Genomic DNA, 16,817 nt, shown 5'->3' on the forward strand with positions numbered 1-16,817 from the left:
ACCACCTCGTCGGCCGTCCTTGTACGGCCGCCGATGCCGAGGCTCGTCGCAACAGCGCTCCGCAGCATCGGCCCGCGGGCCGCGGATCCGTCGGCCCCGGGGCGGAGTGACATCCCGTCCTTTCGGCCGATGCGCGGCACGCCGCGGTCCCTAGGCTGAGAACCGTGCTGCGAGAAGACCTGCGAACCCTGTGGACCGAACCCCGTCCGCCCGACGCGCCCGCCCGGGTGTGGCGGGACTGGGTGCTGCTCGCCGCGGGCCTTGCCGGTGTGGTGCTGGAGGCCACCCTGCGCGAGAACGTCGTGTGGCGGCCGGTGGCGGTGGTGTTCGCCGTAGGGCTGTGCCTGCTGCCCCTGTGGCGCCGGACCCGCCCCCTGACGATGGTCACGCTGGCGTTCGGCTCGGTGATCCTGCTTCAGGTGGCCTGGCTCGTCGCCGCTCCGCGCGAGCCCGTCGGCCTGTACACCGGCGCGGTCGTGCTCGTGCTGGTGTACGCGCTGCCCCGGTGGGGATCGGGACGCGAGATCGTGCTGGGCGGCGCGGTGATCCTCACGGCCGGCGCGCTGTGCTCCGTCACGGACGAGACCCCGGTCGTCGAGAGCGTCGTGGGCTTCGTCTTCCTGCTGCTGCCCGGCGTGTTCGGGGCTGCCGTGCGGTTCTGGGTGACCGCTCGCGAGCGGCAGTTGGACCAGGTGCGCTCCCGCGAGCGCGAGCAGCTCGCCCGGGAACTGCACGACACGGTGGCCCACCACGTGTCGGCCATGGTGATCATCGCCCAGGCGGGCGGGGTGCTCGCGGGCGCCGACCCGTCCGCCGCCGTCAAGGCGCTGGAGGGGGTCGAGGAGGAAGGGGCGCGCACGCTGGAGGAAATGCGCGCCATGGTCGCCGCGCTGCGCGACCGCGGGGTCGGCGCCGAGCTGGCGCCCCCTGCCGGAGTCGCGGATCTGGAGCGCCTGGTGCGCACGCCGGGTGGTCGCCTCAGGGTCGACCTGGGGCTCGACGGCGAACTGGACGCGCTGCCCCAGGCCGTGGACGCGGCCGTCTACCGGATCGTGCAGGAATCGGTGACCAACGCGCTGCGTCATGCGGTCGACGCGACCGAGCTCGTCGTCCGGGTCGCCGCGGAACGGCACACGGTACGGGTGAGCGTGCGCGACAACGGCCGGCGCACCGGCCGGGGTCGCGAGGGATACGGACTTACCGGATTGCGCGAGCGCGCGACGCTGCTCGGCGGCACACTACGAGCCGGCCCGGGTACCGACCGGGGCTGGCATGTCGAAGCCGAACTGCCGGGAGCGAGGAGCGAGAGCGGTGTCCATTCGCGTCCTCGTCGCTGACGACCAGACGATCATCCGCACCGGGTTGCGGATCATCCTGAACGCCCAGCCCGGCATCGAGGTGGTCGGCGAGGCCGCCGACGGGCGGGAGGCGGTACGTCTGGCCCGCGAACTGCGCCCCGACGTCTGCCTGTTCGACATCCGCATGCCGGTGATCGACGGGCTCGAGGCCACCCGGCTGATCGCCGGCCCGGGCGTCGCCGACCCGCTGGCCGTGGTCGTCATCACCACGTTCGACCTCGACGAGTACGTCTACGGCTCACTGCGTGCCGGCGCCCGCGGATTCCTCCTCAAGGACACGGGACCAGACCTTCTGGCCCAGGCCGTACGGTCGGCGTCCGACGGTGAGGCACTCATCGCGCCCAGCGTCACCGTCCGTCTGCTCCAGGCGTTCGCGGACCTGCCCGCCGGCCGGCCCGCGGCCCAGCCGGTCTCCCCCGTGACCGCCCGCGAGGAGCAGGTGCTCCTCGCCGTCGCCCGCGGACTGACCAACACCGAGATCGCCGACGCACTGCGCATCAGCCTCAGCACGGTGAAGACGCATCTGGCGAGCCTGATGGCCAAACTCGGCGCCCGCAACCGGGTCGAGATCGCGATGTGGGCCTACGAAACGCGCCGTATCCTCCCCGGAACCTGAGCCGGGTGCCGAGCCATGTCCCATGAGTCCCCGCTCGGACATCATGGCGTATCAGGGGGCCGGAACTGGGACGGTGAGCCGGGCGGCTCGGGCCTGGTCTCCACCTGCACGCCTCGATACGCGGCACAGGACGCACAGGGGTGCGGGCGGCGGGAACAAGGGCCTCGGCATTCCTCATTCTCGCTGGCCAGAGCAATGCCGACTCAGCGCGATATCGCAGGTGGCGGGGTGGGAGAGCCAGTCTGTAAGGGCGCTGGCTCCGTGAATTCTGCCCCGACTTGGGTGGTTGTCCGGCGAAAGCCCGACGCGGCAACGGAGTTCCCCATAGACATGAGACCGACCAAGATCCTTCTGTCGCATGAGGAACTCCGTTGGATGTTCAGCGTCGAACCGTGCCCGCAACAACCACCATTCCCTAACCGGAGGCCAGCCATCTTCTCCGCGACCCGTCCCCGTGTCGGTGCTGTCCCGAGTTGTCCTCCCCGCGGTGCTGGAAGGGACAGCCGCGTCAGCGCCGCTGGAAGGCGCGGTTGAGGACGTCGCGGGTGACCGCCAGCCCGAGCCGGTGCCCGTGCTCGGAGGCGAAGCGGTAATGCACACCGGCCCAGATTCGCGCCTCCAGGAGTTCGGCTGTCGCCGCCCGAAGGCTGTCGTAGTCGCGGGTCGTGCCGGAGGCAGGGCTGTACGCGGCGAACGTGAGGGCGTCACGGCCGAAGAACGACCCCAGGGCCGTCATCACCGCCGTGGTGAAGCAGGCGTGGCCCGACGGGTATTCCGGCGATGGGGCGGTGACCCGCAGCGGCGTCCAGTCCGGGTCGGGATCGGTGGCCGCGTTGCCGTCGGTGCCGGCGAGCGGAATGGCCGTCACTGGGCGCCAGAAGTTCCAGTGCGCCTTGGCCTTGTAGCAGGCGATCAGGGTGTCCGCGGAAGCCACGTACACCATGGCGAGCAGCCGGGCCGTCCGGAGGCTGCTGAGCCGGTGCGCGTCGGCGAGTTGTCGCGTGATCGACCATTCGACCATCTGGGGGTCGTCCCACCAGATCGCCGCCTCGGTCTGGTCCTCGGTGCGGACGGTGCTGGTGGCCGCGCCAAGGCGCTTGACCTCGTTCAGGTCGCGGGCCCAAGCGGCGCTGGTCAGGGCCGGCGGGGGCTTGACCCGGTGGGCGCCGGCGTCAGGGACGACGAACGGCCTCAAGTTCGGCACCCAGGCGCCGACGTTGACGTAGCCGGGCGGGGTGAGCCGGTATTCGCCCGGCTCGGTGCCGACGGTCCACGGCGCGGTGGGGTCGAATCCGTCGTCACGGCGACTCTCGGTCATCGCCGCGGCGGCGGCCCTGCCGACGGCCACCCCGCCGTCCTCGGCGCGGCCGTCGGGGATCGCGGCCAGCGAATCGTCGTACCGGGCGTTCAGCGACTCGGCCTGCGCGGGGAAGAGCCACAGCAGCGTGTCGTGTGCGGCCGCGGCCACGGCAGCGGCGGTGGAGTCCCCGGGGCGGCTGCGAGGCGCGCTGACCAGAGGCTCGTACGGACGACCGGCGACGGCGTTGACCGCGTCGTACACGGCGCCCTGCACGATGGCGAAGCTGCGGGTGCTGGCGGTGGGCGACTGCTTGGCGGTGTCGTAGATGGCGGTCTGGGCGTGGATGTTCCAGGCGATGACGGGATTGCCCGGGGCGGTCTTCACGCCGCTGTGTGCCTCGGCGGTGGTGGCCGTCAGTGGGACGGTCAGGGCGAATACGGTGAGGACCGCGATACGGCGTAACCCTCTTAATGATCCGGCGAGCGGACGATGTGTCACGAGGCCCTCCATGGGCTTGTCGGTGACAGGTTGTCCGAGCCTATTAGGCAGGGGTCAGTTTTGTCGTTACATCGACAACCATCGACACTCCGACAGCGTTCACACCCGGATGTCCGTCACCTCGGCGACGCATGCGCGGGCTCCGCCCGGGAGCACACGGCCGGAGCGCTCTACGGGCGGACCGGTCGGCCGTGGCGGCGAGGTCGGTCGCCGGGAACCGAGGGCGCGGGCAGGAAGTCCGGGGGCCTCTGGGCGCGGTCGGCGCGGAGCGAAGGCGGGCGTGGCAGGCCGGATAGACCGACGTCGCATCGTCGTCCTTCGGAGGGCAAGGTGCGGGCATCCTGGTGGGTCTGCGCGTCAGGGGACCCGTACACCGGCATCACCGAGGACCTGCCCGACCCGTGGGTCATGGCCAGAATCCAACTGGCCACCGCCGGCAAGGGCGGCGACGAGCTGACCCTCTTCGCCCACGACTACCTTCCCTGGCTGCGCAATCAGGACTTCTCCCATCGCCCACCCGTGCACCAGCCTGGCCAGTGACAACGAAGACGAAGCATCAAGTGCCGCTCCCGACCCGCAACAGGCGAAGCGGGACCGCGAGATGCTGCGGACGCAGCGAACGGCAACTCGCCGATTGGAGCCAGCGAAGTCGCCTTCATGGCTCAACTGGGAAAGCTGCTCCCAACACCGCGGGCCGCCAAACGCCTGGTCAACTTCTACGTCCCGGCGGGCAATCCACCAGCAGCTGAAGAACGATTGCGACGCCTACTCGAATGCCTTGACGACTGCGCACCGAGGACGGAGCCCTCGACACACGTCGCGCGGCGTGGGCCCTCCCTGTCCTATGGGCCGCTTACCTCCACGCTGGGGCCTGAATACCGGTAGTTCGTCGAATCCGGATGTAGGGGACGAGTCCCTCCCTCTCCGGTGGTGACCGCGTCGATCAGGACCTGAAGCTCGTCGATATGTCGAGGCCCAGTGGTCACCGCCTGCTGCCCAAAGACATCGGCAAACGCTGTCCGTCATCATGAGCGAAACCAACCCGTCACCACCCCCGACAACGCCCCGACGAAGTCAGTAGGCTTCGCCCGGCACGGACACGACGGGGGTTGAGCGCATGAAGTCCGAAGAGGCACCGCGATGGGCGTCGGCCCTCGACGCGGTCGTGGTCTACGCGCAAGGTGCACTGTGCAGCCGTCTGGCGCGGGGCACGGTGCCGTCGGGCGGCCGGGTGCTGGTGACGGGGCTGCCCCGTTCCTTGGACGCCGGCTCGGTGCGTGCCCGCGTCGTGGGCGACTCCGGTGTACATGTCACCGAGGTGCGCGTGGAGGTGATCGCCGAGCCGTCCGGCCCGGGGCCCTCGGACGGCTTGCGGCAGACCATGGAACAGGTTCACGACGCGTGCGCCGCGGCCCGAGGGCGGCGCGACCGGCTCCTCCAGCGGATCAAGGAGATGACCGATCTCCACCCCGTCCCCCCGGCCCGGAAGCGTGAGGACCCGCACCGCCGCACCCCTGCCGAGGCTTGGCTGACGCTCGCGGACTTCGTCGACGAGCGGCTGACGGCCCTCCACGACCGCCTCGCCGCGCAGGAGGAGGAGCTGCTCCGCCTCGAGCACGATCTCGCCGTCGCCGTGGACCGCTGCAACCGGGCCTCCACCGACGCGCCGTCAGGACAGCCGCAGACCACGGTCTGCGCGGCCCTGAGCCTCGACGGAACCGGCGAGGTGCAGTTGGAGATCGAGTACGCGGTCCCGGGCGCCGTGTGGGTACCGGCCTACCGGCTTTCCTACCGTCAGGGTGACGGCAGCGGCGCCCTCGTACTGCGCGCCTCTGTGGCCCAGCGCACCGGCGAGGACTGGACCGGGGTGCGCATCGCCCTGGCCACCGCCGACCTCAAGCGCCGGACAGAGGTGCCGCGCCTGCGCTCGCTGCGGATCGGACGCCGCCAGCCCGCTCCCGGACCGGCCGGGTGGCGTGAACCCCCGGCCGGACTCGCCGACCTCTTCGCACCGTACGACGCGGCGGGCCCACGCCAGACTCCGCCCGCCCTACCGGTAACTGTCGGGTCCGCTCCCCCGGCCCCCACCGGCGCCCCCGTACCTCCTCCTCCCGTCCCCCTGCCCACGGCCGCACCGGCCTACGGCGGGCCACCACCCGCGCCCGCGGCCCCTGGCGGCCTCGAAGCGATGCCCGCCTTCGCACCAGCCGACCCGATGCCCGCCTTCGCACAAGCGGAACGGCCCCGACCCAGCGGACCTGCGCTCGGCGGCGCACCCGCAGCTGCTCCCGCCGCACGACTGGCAGCACCGTCGGGCCCCCCGCCACCCGCGCCGGTCGCCGGTCCTCCGCAACCCAGCGGCGCCGAACTCGACTACGCCGCGCTCGTCCTCAACGGTCCCGACGAGTCCGCCGGCCGCAGGGGCCTGCTGTTCCCCGCCGCGGCCTTCGACCCGGTCGCAGTCGAACACCGCCGACGGGCCGAAGCGGTGGCCGCGCTGCCACTGCCCGGCCACGCCGCGCGGCCCCGCGCATCAGCGGGATCCTTCGACCACCGCTACGACGCCGTCGCCCGCGCCGACATTCCCTCGGACGGCACCTGGCACACCGTCACCGTGACCGAGATCCCGGTCGGTCTGCGCACCGAGTACGTCTGTGTGCCGTCGGTGGAGCAGCGGGTGTACCAGACCCTGGTGCTGTCCAACGCGACCGACCAGGCTCTGCTCGCAGGCCCCGTGGAGGTCGGCGTCGACGACGACTTCGTTCTGACCGCCGCCCTGCCCACCCTCGCCCCGGGCGGCGTCCGTCGGATGGGGCTGGGACCGGCGGAAGGCATCCAGGTCACCCGGCGCACGAGCCTGCAGGAGTCGACGGCAGGACTGCGCAACAACATCAGCGTGCTCGACCACGGTGTCCACGTGGAGCTGGCCAACCGTCTCACCAGACCCGTCACGGTCGAGGTCCGCGAACAAGTACCGGTCACCTCCGAAGCCGACGTCCGGATCGAGGAACGGGCCGACTGGACGGTTCCCCAGGACGACGAGGGGCCCGACCACCTCGGCCCGGGCACCCGCGTGTGGCGCGTAGACCTGCCCGCCGGAGCCACCGCCGCCCGCCACGGCGGCTACGAGATCCGCATCCCGGCCGCGAAGGCCCTGGTCGGCGGCAACCGCAGGAGCTGACAGATCATGTCCACGGACCTCGAGCCGATCCCCCTTCCCGTCACCGCCGTCACCTGTCTGGAAGACCGCGCCCAGATCGAGCGATCCGCCACACTCGACCTGCGGGCCGGCGTCCAGCGACTGCGCCTCGGGCCGATCAGCGCCCTGGCGGTCGACCGCACCCTCCACGCCGAACTGACCGGCGACCACCGGGCGAGCGTCCTCGACGCCAGAGTCGTCCGCACATGGACGCCGCGAGAGCCGTTGCCCGGCGCCGACGACTCGGCTCTGCGCCTGCGCGTTCACGACATCGCAGAAGAACAGGCCACGCTGGAACGGCGACGGGACCGACTGCGCGCCCGCCTCGGCCTCCTCGGTCGCCTCGCCTCAGACCTGGTGCGGGAGATCGGCGAAGGCACCGGCCACGGAGAGACCGACACCGCACGCTGGAGCGCCGAACTGGACCGGGTCGACGAGGAGCGCGACGCCCACGGCGAGCACCTACGGGCTACCGAGGCCAGGCTCAAGGTCCTCACCACTGAACTCCAGGCGGCCGAACACGCCGTCGACCTCTCCGAACAGCGTCCCGCCGAAATGGTCGGTCACGTCAAACTGACCGTGGAGGCCGCCGTCGCCGGCCCGGCCCGGCTGCGGCTGACCCACCTCACCGCGTGTGCGCTGTGGCGCCCCGCCTACCGGGCCGTACTCGACGGGGACTCGCTCACCCTGGAAAGCGACGCGATGGTCTGGCAGCGCACCGGCGAGGACTGGTCCGACGTACGCCTGACCCTGTCGACGGCCCGCACGGCACTGTCCACCGAACCGCCCCGTCTCGACGAAGACCGCCTGACGCTCACGGACCGCTCCCCTCAGGAGCGCCGCACGGTCGCCGTCGAACTGCGCGAGGAGGAGATCGCGGAGCTGGGCCCGGCGCCGGTGCTCGGCCTGCCGGGAGTGGACGACGGCGGCAGCACGCGGGTCCTGCGCTCCCCCGCCCCCGTCTCCGTCCCCGCGGACGGCCACGCCCACCGGGTGCCGCTCTCCACAGCCACCACGGCCGCGAGCAGCGAATACACCTGCTCCCCGGAGCTGTCTCCTCTCGTCACCCACGTGGTGCGCTGCGACAACCCGACCGGTCACGCGCTCCTGGCAGGCCCGGTGGACCTTGTCGGCGTCGGCGGGTTCGGCGCCCGCGCAACGCTCGACTTCACCGCTCCCGGCGCGCCCCTCGAGCTCGCTTTCGGCAGCCACGACGACTATCGAGTGCTCCGCGACACGGAGGAGCACCGCGACACCACCACCATGACCCAGCGCACCACCGTCACTCGCACGGTGCGCCTGCACCTGTCCCGTTTCTCCGCCCCCGGGGAAGAGGGCGAGCAGGTGGTGGCGCTGCGGGAACGGATCCCGGTCTCCGAGGTCTCTGCGGTGGAGGTGAGGCTGCGCAAGGAGGCCTGTTCCCCCGCCCCCGACGCGGTCGACGCCGAGGGCATCGCCCGCTGGGACGTAGCCCTGCCACCGAACGGGCGCCGCGCCGTCACCCTCGTCTACGAACTCTCGGCGAGCGGCAAGGTCACCGGTCTCTGAGACTGATCCGTCAGGAAGATCGCCGCATGCCTGCGGCTTCTTCTCATGCCTCCCTGATCAGGCGGGCAACTTCTACCTGTTCGGCCAAGGTGCACATCACGTCATTCCGAAGCAATGCGAAACTCGAATTCGGGACGGTCCCATGGCACGGCAGGCGGATTCGCAAGCGCGGTTCCGGTCCGCACCGCACCCACGCGGTGGTAGAAGTCCTCGGCGGGAAGATGCGACACGACCTTGAGACGGTCAATGCCGGCGGCACGGGCCTCGGACTGCATGTGCGCCACGAGCTGCCGCCCGATACCCCGTCCTTGCGCTTCGTCGGCGACGAACAGCAGATCGAGCTCCGGTGGCGCGAGGACGAGCGAGTAGAAGCCGAGGACCCGGCCGCCCTGCTCGTCGGCGCCGACGGCCACAAAGGCGCGGTGGGCCTCGATGTAGTCAGGTCCGACCCGGTAGCCCGCGACCGCCGCCGCGTACTTGCCCTCGTAGGCTCCTGAGCCACGCACGAGCCGTGTGAGCCGTTTGGCATCCCGCGCGACGGCCCTCCGTATGGTGATCGGCTGGCTGATCGGGGAAGTGCGTGATCTCATCGGGAGAGTATTTCGCACCGGGAAGTGCGTTCCTGCGGCGGGTCGGCTGCTCGGGCAGGCGTTCCTGCACCGCTCCCGGGAACCAGAACGCGGCGCGAGCCGGATGGAGCGGGCGAACCCGCGCCCGGCCCAGAGCAGGCGACGGACGGGTGCAGGTAGCCAGGATGTACAGCCGACTCCTCGGCGAGAGTGGGAATTGCCCCACGGGATGGGGCAATGACAGCAGGCCAGTAGTTGCGACCGTGCCTACTTGCGCACGTGGAAGCGCAGCATGGTGACCCCGCCCGACTGGACGTTGCTGAACGGTTCCAGGTCGATCCGGTCCAGGCCCGGCGGCGTGAAGCGGACGCCGTCGCCGAGCAGCACCGGCAGCACGTACACCAGGATCTCGTCGACGAGGCCGCGTTGCAGGCACTGGGCGGCCAGGTCGGCGCCGAGGATCTCCAGGTTCTTGTCGCCGGCGGCGCGACGTGCCGTGGCCACGGCTTCCTCGATGTCGCAGGTGAGGAAGGTGACGTTGGGGTCCGGCTCGTCGGGTGGGCGGTGGGTGAGGACGAACTGCGTCCCGCCGTCGTACTCGGGGTTCTCGTCGGACATGCGTTTGCCGACCTCGTACGTGCCCCGGCCGATGAGCATGGCGCCCGTGGCGGCCATGACCTCCGGGACTGTCGCCGACGTCATGTACTCGAAGATCCAGTCCATGGTGTGGCCGGGACCGGCGATGAACCCGTCGAGGGACATCGCCCTGTTCACGACCACTTTGCCGGTGCTCGCATCCGTCATGCGTCTTCCCCAAGCAGGTGGAGGGCCGGGATCGCATCATAGGTCGGTGAGCAACATCTTCTCCGGCGGTGGCCACGACCTGGATCTGTCCAATGGCGCCACGGCGGCGTTCATCGACGTGCTGACGCTGGCCGTGTCCGATCTCGCCTCCGAAGAGTGGGACTTCCGCTTCGCGGCGCTGCTGACCCTGCAGGACCAGAACGTCATGGGGCGCGGTGCCGTCGGGTTCGACCTGGCGGAGTTCGACTGGGGTGTGACGGAGCGGGAACGCGCCCGCGCGAAGGACTTCGTGCTGCGCGCCACGGCACTCGCGGCGAGCGGACACCGCTGGAGCGAGCTGGGCTACCACCCGCCCCGCGCGCATGAATATCTGCACCGCTTCACGATCATGGTGGAGTCCTTCGCCCCGCCCGCCGGCAGCAGCGCCGTACGCGGCTTCCCCGACCCGGACGAGGCCGCGATGGCCTCGTGCGTGCGCCACCGCGTCCTCAGCGCGCTCCCGCTCTGGGACGGCTGCTTCCTCTGCAATCGGCCGCGCTGCCACCCCGGCTCGATCTCCGCCTGCTGACGCTCGGTTCCGGTACCGAGCCGACTGCCAGTCCCCCATGTAGCAGAGCTTCAACTGGCCGTAGGGCTCGTCTATGTCCGACAGCGCGAGCGACAGGTACCGGGAGACTGTGTGGCTCAAGGACGGGCCCTGGTCGGTCGCGCCCGTCCGGTCACCACCGGCGGCGGGTCTGGCGCCGGTCCAGTCTCTGGCGGACTGCGTCCGGGCGGATCCAGCCCAGGCCAGCTCGCTGAAGGCGTGTGAGCAACTCCTCGAAGGTCTCGCTGTCGTGGTGCTGGTCCAAGTAGGGCTGTGCGCGTTCATCCCAGTCGGCTGGTTCCCGCACAGCCAGTTCCCAGTCGATTTCCCAGACGCGGAGTGTTCCGTCCCAGCTGAGGGAGACCGCACGGGTGCCGTCCTCGCAGACGCGCACCCGTTTCAGTGCGGTGTGCCCTTCCAGGACGTAGACGCAGTGGCCGGTGGTGACGTCCCAGATGCGGACCGCCTCGTCCATACCTGCTGAGAAGGCGAACCGGCCGTCGGCGGTGAGGTCGACGCTGAGCACGGGATGGGTGTGGCCGACCATCAACCGTAGGCACCTTCCCGTGGCCAGGTCCCAGTACCGGACCGTCGCGTCCCAGCCTCCGGTCACGGCGAAGCGGCCGTCGGCGCTCACCTGCACGGTGTCGACACGGTCGGCGTAGTCCTTGAGGCGCCGCCAGCGCCGACGGTTACCCGTCCAGTAGATGACGCCCGAGTATTGCAGGGCGGCCATGACAACGCGGCCGTCCGCGCTCACACTGACCGCGTTGACCTGTTCCAGCTCGCCTCGGGGCGGGCCCTCGGTGTAGTGCTCGATGCGGGTCGGCCCGCGGAACGCGCGCCGTTCGCGGCCCTCAGCAAGATCCCACAGGCGCAGCACCCCGTCACCGCGTTCGACCAGAGCCGTGCGGCCGGCGCGGTCGACGGCGACCGACATCCGGCTTGAGAAGGGTTCACCCAGGTCCCGCACCGGGGTGCCGATCCGCAGGTCCCACAGCCGGATGGTGCGCGAGGCATCACCCACGACCGCGTGAGCCGCGTCGACCGTCATGGCGAGGATGCTGACGCCGTTCCCGCTGCTCTCGGACCCGGCGTAGGTCTGGACGGCCCGACCGGTGTCAAGGTCCCACAGGACCATGGTGTGCTCGGGCGTGGTGGACAAAGCGCGCCGCCCGTCCCCGCTGACCGCGATGTCCTGATACCAGAGCCCGGTCTCTCCCGGGAGGGTGATGGTCCTGGCCTGCCAGGCGGCCCTGAGGCCGACGCGCTCGGCGCCGGCCAGGAGTCGGCGCCATGCAGTCACCACGGAAGCGTCCCGTTCGTAGCCCGGAACGGTACGGGCTTCGGACAGGCTGGTCAGGGCCTGGGCGAGATCCCCTTCGGCAACTGCGGACTCACTCGCTGCGAGAAGGGTCCGCAGCCGGTCGTCGAGCTGCTGCACACGGGCGGACGATCGGGGGCGGCAGATGCGCAGCGGCGCCTGGTAGCCCCTCGGCAGCCCCCAGGACCTGACGGTGTCGTTGTTACTGACCGAGTGGGCCCGTCGCCCGCCCGGGTCGATCCGGACGGGTATGCGCAGGGCCTCGTTGGCGAACAGCAGCCGGGCACTTTCGTCACGGTGGCCGTCGAACGTCCGCAGACAGCGGCCGTCCGTCGTGTCCCACAGTCGCATCTCGCCGCTGCGGGCAGCGGTCAGTACCAGTGCGTCGTGCAGCCAGAGCTCCTCGACCGCGCCGTCCAGCACGTGCCGACACTCCCCGGTGTCCAGGTCCCACACGCGCAGGGCCTCGTCCCCGCCGGTGACTGCCGTGCGGGCGTTGCTGTCGATCCCGACCGCGTTCAGCCGGTCGAGACCGGTGAGGATCCGTTCGTACCGTCCAGCGCGGAGGTCCCACACCTGGAGAGTGCGGTCGTCCCCTCCGGAGGCGAGCAGCGATCCGTCGGCGGAGAACGCGAGCGAGTGGACACCATCGGAGTGCCCTGTCAGTTCGCGCAGGAGCTCACCGGAGGCGACGTCCCACACCAGAACCCGGCTCCGCCAGGAACCCGGAGCGGCGGCCGCGCCCGCCAGTAGCCGGTAACCCGGGCCGAACCGGAGCGCGCTGATGCGCCCCTGGTGCTCCATCAGCACGCGCTCGCGGCGCCCGCCTTCGACATCACACACCCGCACGGCGGTCTGCGTCCCCCACGCGGCGAGCCGCCCGTCGTCGCCGAGGTCGAGGGTCGTGACAACCTCCCCGCTCTCGATGACCCGGGGGTCCTGGGAAGGCAGACAGAAGACCTGCAGCGGGAACCGATCGGGCGGCCGGCGGTATCCGAACAGGTAGGTTCGGATGTTGCGCGGAACCGGGGCACGAATCACGCGGGCGGTCATGGCGACCCGGCCGTCGGTGCTGATGGAGGCGGCCGTGGCCTGCTCCTCGCGGTACTCCTCCCGCGTCCGCACGCCCCTGCGGGTCAGGACGTGCTCCTCCAGCCCGTCTCCGAGTTCCCCTGCCTCGGCCCGCCTCAGAGCCGCACTCACCTCCGGTTCGCCGCCGGCGGCAGCGGCCGCCTCCCGCAGGAGGGGGAGCGCGGCGTCCAGGTCGCCCCGCTCCAGGTGGAGTTGGCCCAGCAAATAGGCGCCCTCCCACCGGTCGGGGGCTGCGGCGCGGGCGACGGACATGGTCGCCACCGCCGTCTCGTCGCTGATCTCGGCGCGGCGCCAGCGCAGGGTGAGCGAGTTGAACGTGGCTTCGAGGTGGGAGGGATCGATCCCCAGCGCCTCCTGCAGGGTCCGCTCGGCATGCGTGTCCTCTCCAAGGTCGAGCCGGGACAGCGCGTGGTTGTTCAGCTCATCAGCGCGCAGGGCAGCCTCGGCAGGGGCCAGCCTCGGATACGGACCGACTGCCCGTTCATGGAGGTCGCGCAACTCCTCGGCGATCTCGGCCATACTGCCGGGGCGTTGCGACGGCTCGTGGTGCAGGCAGCGCTCCAGCAGCCGGGTAAGGCGGTCCGGCATGACGGCAGCGCGGAGCTCGGCCAGCGCCACCGGCGCGTTCGGTCCCTCACCCCAGGCAGCCGCTCCGATGAACGTCTCCAGGACGGTCACCGCGTAGCTCCACACATCGGTGCGACGGCCCAGCGGTCGGCCCGCCACCTGCTCCGGGGACGCGTACGCAGGGGTGTAACCCCCCGCGGTGACCACGACGCTGACGCCCCCGTGCCCTTCGGCGGCGCCCTCCTCGACCGCCAGGATCGCCCGCGACTTCGACAGGCCGAAGTCGGTCACCTTGGCCGTGCCGTCCGCATCGAGCAGGACGTTGGCCGGTTTGACGTCCTGGTGGACGACGCCGCGACGGTGCGCGTGCTCCAACCCCCACGCCACTTGGATCGCCAGGTCCAGCCGGAAGCCGAGCGCCTCCTCCGGCACCATGTCGCGCAGCCGGCCGTGGTCGAGCAGGTCACGCAGGCTACCGCCGGCGGCGTACTCGGCGAAGATCCGCGGAATGCCCCCGACCGTGCGCACGTAGAAGCAACTGCACAGGTGGGGGTGCAGGCCCAGGGACATCCACGTCCTGGCCTCGGCCACGAACTGCTCCCGGCCGGCCGGGTGCCGGAACAGGGCCGGCCGCGGGCTCTTGACGGCCAAATCGACGTCCCAGCCCAGGTGGCGGACCCGGTAGACCAGGCCCATCCCTCCGTGCGCGTGCACCTGGGTCACCCGGTACAGGCCCTCGACCTCGTCACCGATCCGCCAAGTCACCCCCGTCACCATGACAACTCTAATAGCATCACAGAGTGTCATTCCACTACTACCTGTACATCAGCGACAGCAAGATCGACATGTTGCTGCCGCAAATCGACCCGGCCTACACCACCAAACGCGGATCCGAGGTCGGGGTGAGCCTGTCGGTGCTGTCGTTCAAGAAGACCGCCGAGCAGCCCGCGCACAACCGCACCGCCCGGCTGGAGCGGGTCCTGCGGCACCTGCAGGACCACGGCGACATCGGTTCCATCGACGAACCGGGGCAATTCTTCGGGGGACTGCTCCCGGTGCAGTGGGGCCGCTTCCCCGGAGCCGCCTCGATGGTCTTCGCCGGGGGCCTCACCGACCAGACGGTGATCGGGCTCGGGGGATCCGGCCGGCACCTCCTCGGAGCCGTACCGAACATCGACCAAGCCGACCCCGCGTGGTCACACCTACCTCCCCTGCTCGACGGACTGGCCTCCGACTTGGAAGACGAGATCCTCGTGGAGGCCGCCGAACAGCCCGGCGACCGCCTCGACCGCGGAGACCTGACCGCGCTGGCCACCGTCCGCCGGGCAGTCGACAGGCTCACCGGGCCGGCCCAGAACGTCGAATTTGTCGCCAAGCGCCTCCTCCACGGCACAATCGAGGGCCAACCGGTGCTCCTCGGCTCGCCCTTGTACCTCGCCCTCATCGACTGAGCGTGCGCCACCGCTTTCCACCGCCGACTCCGCAAGACCCAAACGGTCTTCGGTTGCGTCCCGACGTGGTCGCGGCCCGTGAGGAGACGGGGAGCTGCCCCCGTACCCGCCCACGGTCAGCCCGTGCCGTCACAAGCTCGCCAGTTCGCCGGCGTCAGAGAGCTGGGTCCCCTCCAGGCGTCAGGAGCGGACGGCCTGCACCTGGATCTCGGTCCCGAACCGCCGGGCGGCCTCGCACAGGCGCTGCAGAACATCGAGCGCCCGGATGTCCAGGGCGCCGATTTGCGCCCACCACGCGGCGACCCCCAGCAGCCAGCGCCCAGTCTTGAAGTCGGATGCCGACGTCATGCTGTGGACCGTAGCTCCAGGCACTGACAACGGCCGCGAGCTTCGAGCGTGTTGTGGGTCAGGGCGTTGGTGACGGCGCGTAGTGGTGGGCGAGGTCGGTGGCGAGGTCGCGGAGGTGAGCCCTGGCTTCGGTGGGGCCGTGCACAGTGATGGCGCTCCCGAACGGCAGTAGGGCTCGCACGTCCTCCAGATACAGGAAGCGGATCGTCACCTTGCGGCCGGTGGCGGATTCTTCATGGTCGTCCGGGACGAGTCGTTGGCCAAAGATCCGTTGCGCCCGCTCGATCTGAGTCTGGTCGATGGTGGCGCTGACCTCTATCGCATGGTTGTGCTCCCACTGATCAATGAGCCCTGCAGCGACGGTTGCCAGGGTCTGGCTATCGCGGATCCGCCGTGGCTGGTCGGCTTCTTTCCACGTCGTGATGCGTTCGAGTCGGTACATCCGTGGCACTCGTGCACAGTCGGCGACCAGGTACCAGATGCCGGCCTTGGCGAACAGCCCATAGGGATCCACGACCAGGCCGCGTGGGCATGACTCGCGTGGGCTGGCGTACTCGATCCGTAGCCGGCGGCCTCGCCGCACCGCGCTGATCAGCGAAGCCGGACTCGTACCGGAAGCTCGTGCCTGACCCCAGGGACGGCTGTCCACATGCACGACGTCGGTGAGCGGCAAGAGCTCATCACCTCGACGTGCCTGTGTAGCGGCGATCTTGGAGAGCGCGCGCCGGCCTTCGGCCGATGCGTCGAGCTCCGCACGTTGCCTCTCATCGAGCCCGGTGAGCGACAGATGATCACGCTCGCCCGGTGTGAGTCGCGTGAGGTCGAGCCCGGAGCCGGGGAGCATGGTCACGCCTCCGAGGCGGCCCCGGTGTGCGGTCACCGGCAGACCGGCGTCGCGGAGCCAGTTCAGGTCTCGGTTGATGGTGCGAAGGGACACTCCGAGCGCTGAGGCGAGTTCCTGTGTGGTCACGGCATCCCGCGATTCGAGGAGCAGCATCAGGGCGAAGAAGCGATCTGGGGTCACCCACCGATTTTCTCAGCGAATTGCGACACGATGCGGCGCATATCCCGGTCAGGCTGGTGGACGCGTACCTACCACCTGCGAGAGGGAACAACCATGACCACATCCGTCGTGTCCATCATCTACGTGAACGACGCTCCCGCCGCAGCTCGCTTCTACGGCGACCTTCTCGGCATGAGCCCCTCGTTCGAGACTTCGGGATACATCACCTTCGCCCTGGGGCCGGGCGCTGACCTCGGTCTGTGGTCCGGCCAGTTCGAGGATCTGTCACCGGACGTCCCGCGCGCCAGTGAGATCTGCCTGGCCATCGACGGTGGACCCGACGAGCTCAACGCGACCTTCAACAGGTGGAAGTCCAAGGGAGTCACGATCCTGCGCGAGCCTCATGATGCGGGGTTCGGGCTGACCTTCCTCGCAGCCGATCCTGACGGGAACCGTATCCGCGTCGCACCGCGGGACTGAAAGGCCGCACGTCGGCAGGCGCGCAGGACAGGTGTCGCGCCTGACGTCGTCCGACTTCGAGGGGACGACGAGTG

The 16,817-nt window shown here is 70.4% G+C and carries 14 protein-coding genes; 8 read left to right on the plus strand and 6 right to left on the minus strand.

Features of this window, described 5'->3' with window-relative positions; genetic code table 11:
* The first annotated feature begins 164 nt into the window (after positions 1 to 164).
* Positions 165 to 1,337: a sensor histidine kinase gene (locus tag ACFY0U_RS38125; protein ID WP_388643899.1), complete on the plus strand. Its 1,173-nt coding sequence runs from the start codon at positions 165 to 167 to the stop codon at positions 1,335 to 1,337.
* Positions 1,312 to 1,974, plus strand: a complete 663-nt coding sequence (locus ACFY0U_RS38130) for a response regulator (protein ID WP_388643901.1) — start codon at positions 1,312 to 1,314, stop codon at positions 1,972 to 1,974. Before ACFY0U_RS38125 ends, ACFY0U_RS38130 begins: the two co-directional genes overlap by 26 nt.
* Before the next feature lie 508 nt (positions 1,975 to 2,482).
* Here ACFY0U_RS38130 and ACFY0U_RS38135 read toward each other — a convergent pair.
* On the minus strand, positions 2,483 to 3,772 hold the full coding sequence (locus ACFY0U_RS38135; RefSeq protein WP_388643904.1) for a vanadium-dependent haloperoxidase: 1,290 nt from the start codon (positions 3,770 to 3,772) through the stop codon (positions 2,483 to 2,485).
* A 330-nt stretch (positions 3,773 to 4,102) separates the two neighbouring features.
* Between ACFY0U_RS38135 and ACFY0U_RS38140 the strand changes: the two genes are divergently transcribed.
* The 3 genes from ACFY0U_RS38140 to ACFY0U_RS38150 all read left to right on the plus strand — a co-directional run bounded on the left by ACFY0U_RS38140 (position 4,103) and on the right by ACFY0U_RS38150 (position 8,519).
* Positions 4,103 to 4,312 (plus strand): hypothetical protein, encoded by a 210-nt coding sequence (locus ACFY0U_RS38140; protein WP_388643907.1) that lies wholly within the window; start codon positions 4,103 to 4,105, stop codon positions 4,310 to 4,312.
* A gap of 577 nt (positions 4,313 to 4,889) precedes the next feature.
* Positions 4,890 to 6,953: a DUF4139 domain-containing protein gene (locus tag ACFY0U_RS38145; protein ID WP_388643908.1), complete on the plus strand. Its 2,064-nt coding sequence runs from the start codon at positions 4,890 to 4,892 to the stop codon at positions 6,951 to 6,953.
* A 6-nt stretch (positions 6,954 to 6,959) separates the two neighbouring features.
* Positions 6,960 to 8,519 (plus strand): mucoidy inhibitor MuiA family protein, encoded by a 1,560-nt coding sequence (locus ACFY0U_RS38150; RefSeq protein ID WP_388643910.1) that lies wholly within the window; start codon positions 6,960 to 6,962, stop codon positions 8,517 to 8,519.
* 101 nt (positions 8,520 to 8,620) lie between these two features.
* Here ACFY0U_RS38150 and ACFY0U_RS38155 read toward each other — a convergent pair whose 3' ends face one another.
* The gene (locus tag ACFY0U_RS38155) at positions 8,621 to 9,109 is read right to left on the minus strand and encodes a GNAT family N-acetyltransferase (RefSeq protein ID WP_388643912.1); all 489 of its coding nucleotides are present in this window, start codon (positions 9,107 to 9,109) and stop codon (positions 8,621 to 8,623) included.
* A 246-nt stretch (positions 9,110 to 9,355) separates the two neighbouring features.
* On the minus strand, positions 9,356 to 9,892 hold the full coding sequence (locus tag ACFY0U_RS38160; protein ID WP_388643915.1) for a dihydrofolate reductase family protein: 537 nt from the start codon (positions 9,890 to 9,892) through the stop codon (positions 9,356 to 9,358).
* Positions 9,893 to 9,938: 46 nt separating this feature from the next.
* On the opposite strand from ACFY0U_RS38160, the gene ACFY0U_RS38165 reads away from it, so the two are divergent.
* On the plus strand, positions 9,939 to 10,460 hold the full coding sequence (locus tag ACFY0U_RS38165; RefSeq protein WP_388643917.1) for a hypothetical protein: 522 nt from the start codon (positions 9,939 to 9,941) through the stop codon (positions 10,458 to 10,460).
* 151 nt (positions 10,461 to 10,611) lie between these two features.
* On the opposite strand, the gene ACFY0U_RS38170 is transcribed toward ACFY0U_RS38165, so the two are convergent.
* Positions 10,612 to 14,235 (minus strand): protein kinase, encoded by a 3,624-nt coding sequence (locus ACFY0U_RS38170; RefSeq protein ID WP_388643920.1) that lies wholly within the window; start codon positions 14,233 to 14,235, stop codon positions 10,612 to 10,614.
* Between the two features lie 26 nt (positions 14,236 to 14,261).
* Here ACFY0U_RS38170 and ACFY0U_RS38175 point away from each other — a divergent pair, with 26 nt between their 5' ends.
* Positions 14,262 to 14,912, plus strand: a complete 651-nt coding sequence (locus ACFY0U_RS38175; protein ID WP_388643923.1) for a DUF7019 family protein — start codon at positions 14,262 to 14,264, stop codon at positions 14,910 to 14,912.
* Positions 14,913 to 15,092: 180 nt separating this feature from the next.
* Here ACFY0U_RS38175 and ACFY0U_RS38180 read toward each other — a convergent pair whose 3' ends face one another.
* Positions 15,093 to 15,260, minus strand: coding sequence for a hypothetical protein (locus ACFY0U_RS38180; protein WP_388643925.1), 168 nt, complete (start codon positions 15,258 to 15,260; stop codon positions 15,093 to 15,095).
* Between the two features lie 58 nt (positions 15,261 to 15,318).
* On the minus strand, positions 15,319 to 16,284 hold the full coding sequence (locus ACFY0U_RS38185; protein ID WP_388643926.1) for a helix-turn-helix transcriptional regulator: 966 nt from the start codon (positions 16,282 to 16,284) through the stop codon (positions 15,319 to 15,321).
* Between the two features lie 93 nt (positions 16,285 to 16,377).
* Between ACFY0U_RS38185 and ACFY0U_RS38190 the strand changes: the two genes are divergently transcribed.
* Positions 16,378 to 16,743, plus strand: coding sequence for a VOC family protein (locus tag ACFY0U_RS38190; RefSeq protein ID WP_388643928.1), 366 nt, complete (start codon positions 16,378 to 16,380; stop codon positions 16,741 to 16,743).
* The last annotated feature ends 74 nt before the right edge of the window (positions 16,744 to 16,817 follow it).

Origin of the sequence: Streptomyces sp. NPDC001536, from assembly GCF_042894505.1 — a bacterium.
Classification (GTDB): Bacteria; Actinomycetota; Actinomycetes; order Streptomycetales; family Streptomycetaceae; genus Streptomyces.

What these genes read in the sequence shown, in the direction of transcription:
- ACFY0U_RS38150 (WP_388643910.1), top strand. Translation starts at nt 6,960, where the DNA reads ATGTCCACGGACCTCGAGCCGATCCCCCTTCCCGTCACCGCCGTCACC.
- ACFY0U_RS38155 (WP_388643912.1), bottom strand. Translation starts at nt 9,109, where the DNA reads ATGAGATCACGCACTTCCCCGATCAGCCAGCCGATCACCATACGGAGG.
- ACFY0U_RS38145 (WP_388643908.1), top strand. Translation starts at nt 4,890, where the DNA reads ATGAAGTCCGAAGAGGCACCGCGATGGGCGTCGGCCCTCGACGCGGTC.
- ACFY0U_RS38180 (WP_388643925.1), bottom strand. Translation starts at nt 15,260, where the DNA reads ATGACGTCGGCATCCGACTTCAAGACTGGGCGCTGGCTGCTGGGGGTC.
- ACFY0U_RS38160 (WP_388643915.1), bottom strand. Translation starts at nt 9,892, where the DNA reads ATGACGGATGCGAGCACCGGCAAAGTGGTCGTGAACAGGGCGATGTCC.
- ACFY0U_RS38190 (WP_388643928.1), top strand. Translation starts at nt 16,378, where the DNA reads ATGACCACATCCGTCGTGTCCATCATCTACGTGAACGACGCTCCCGCC.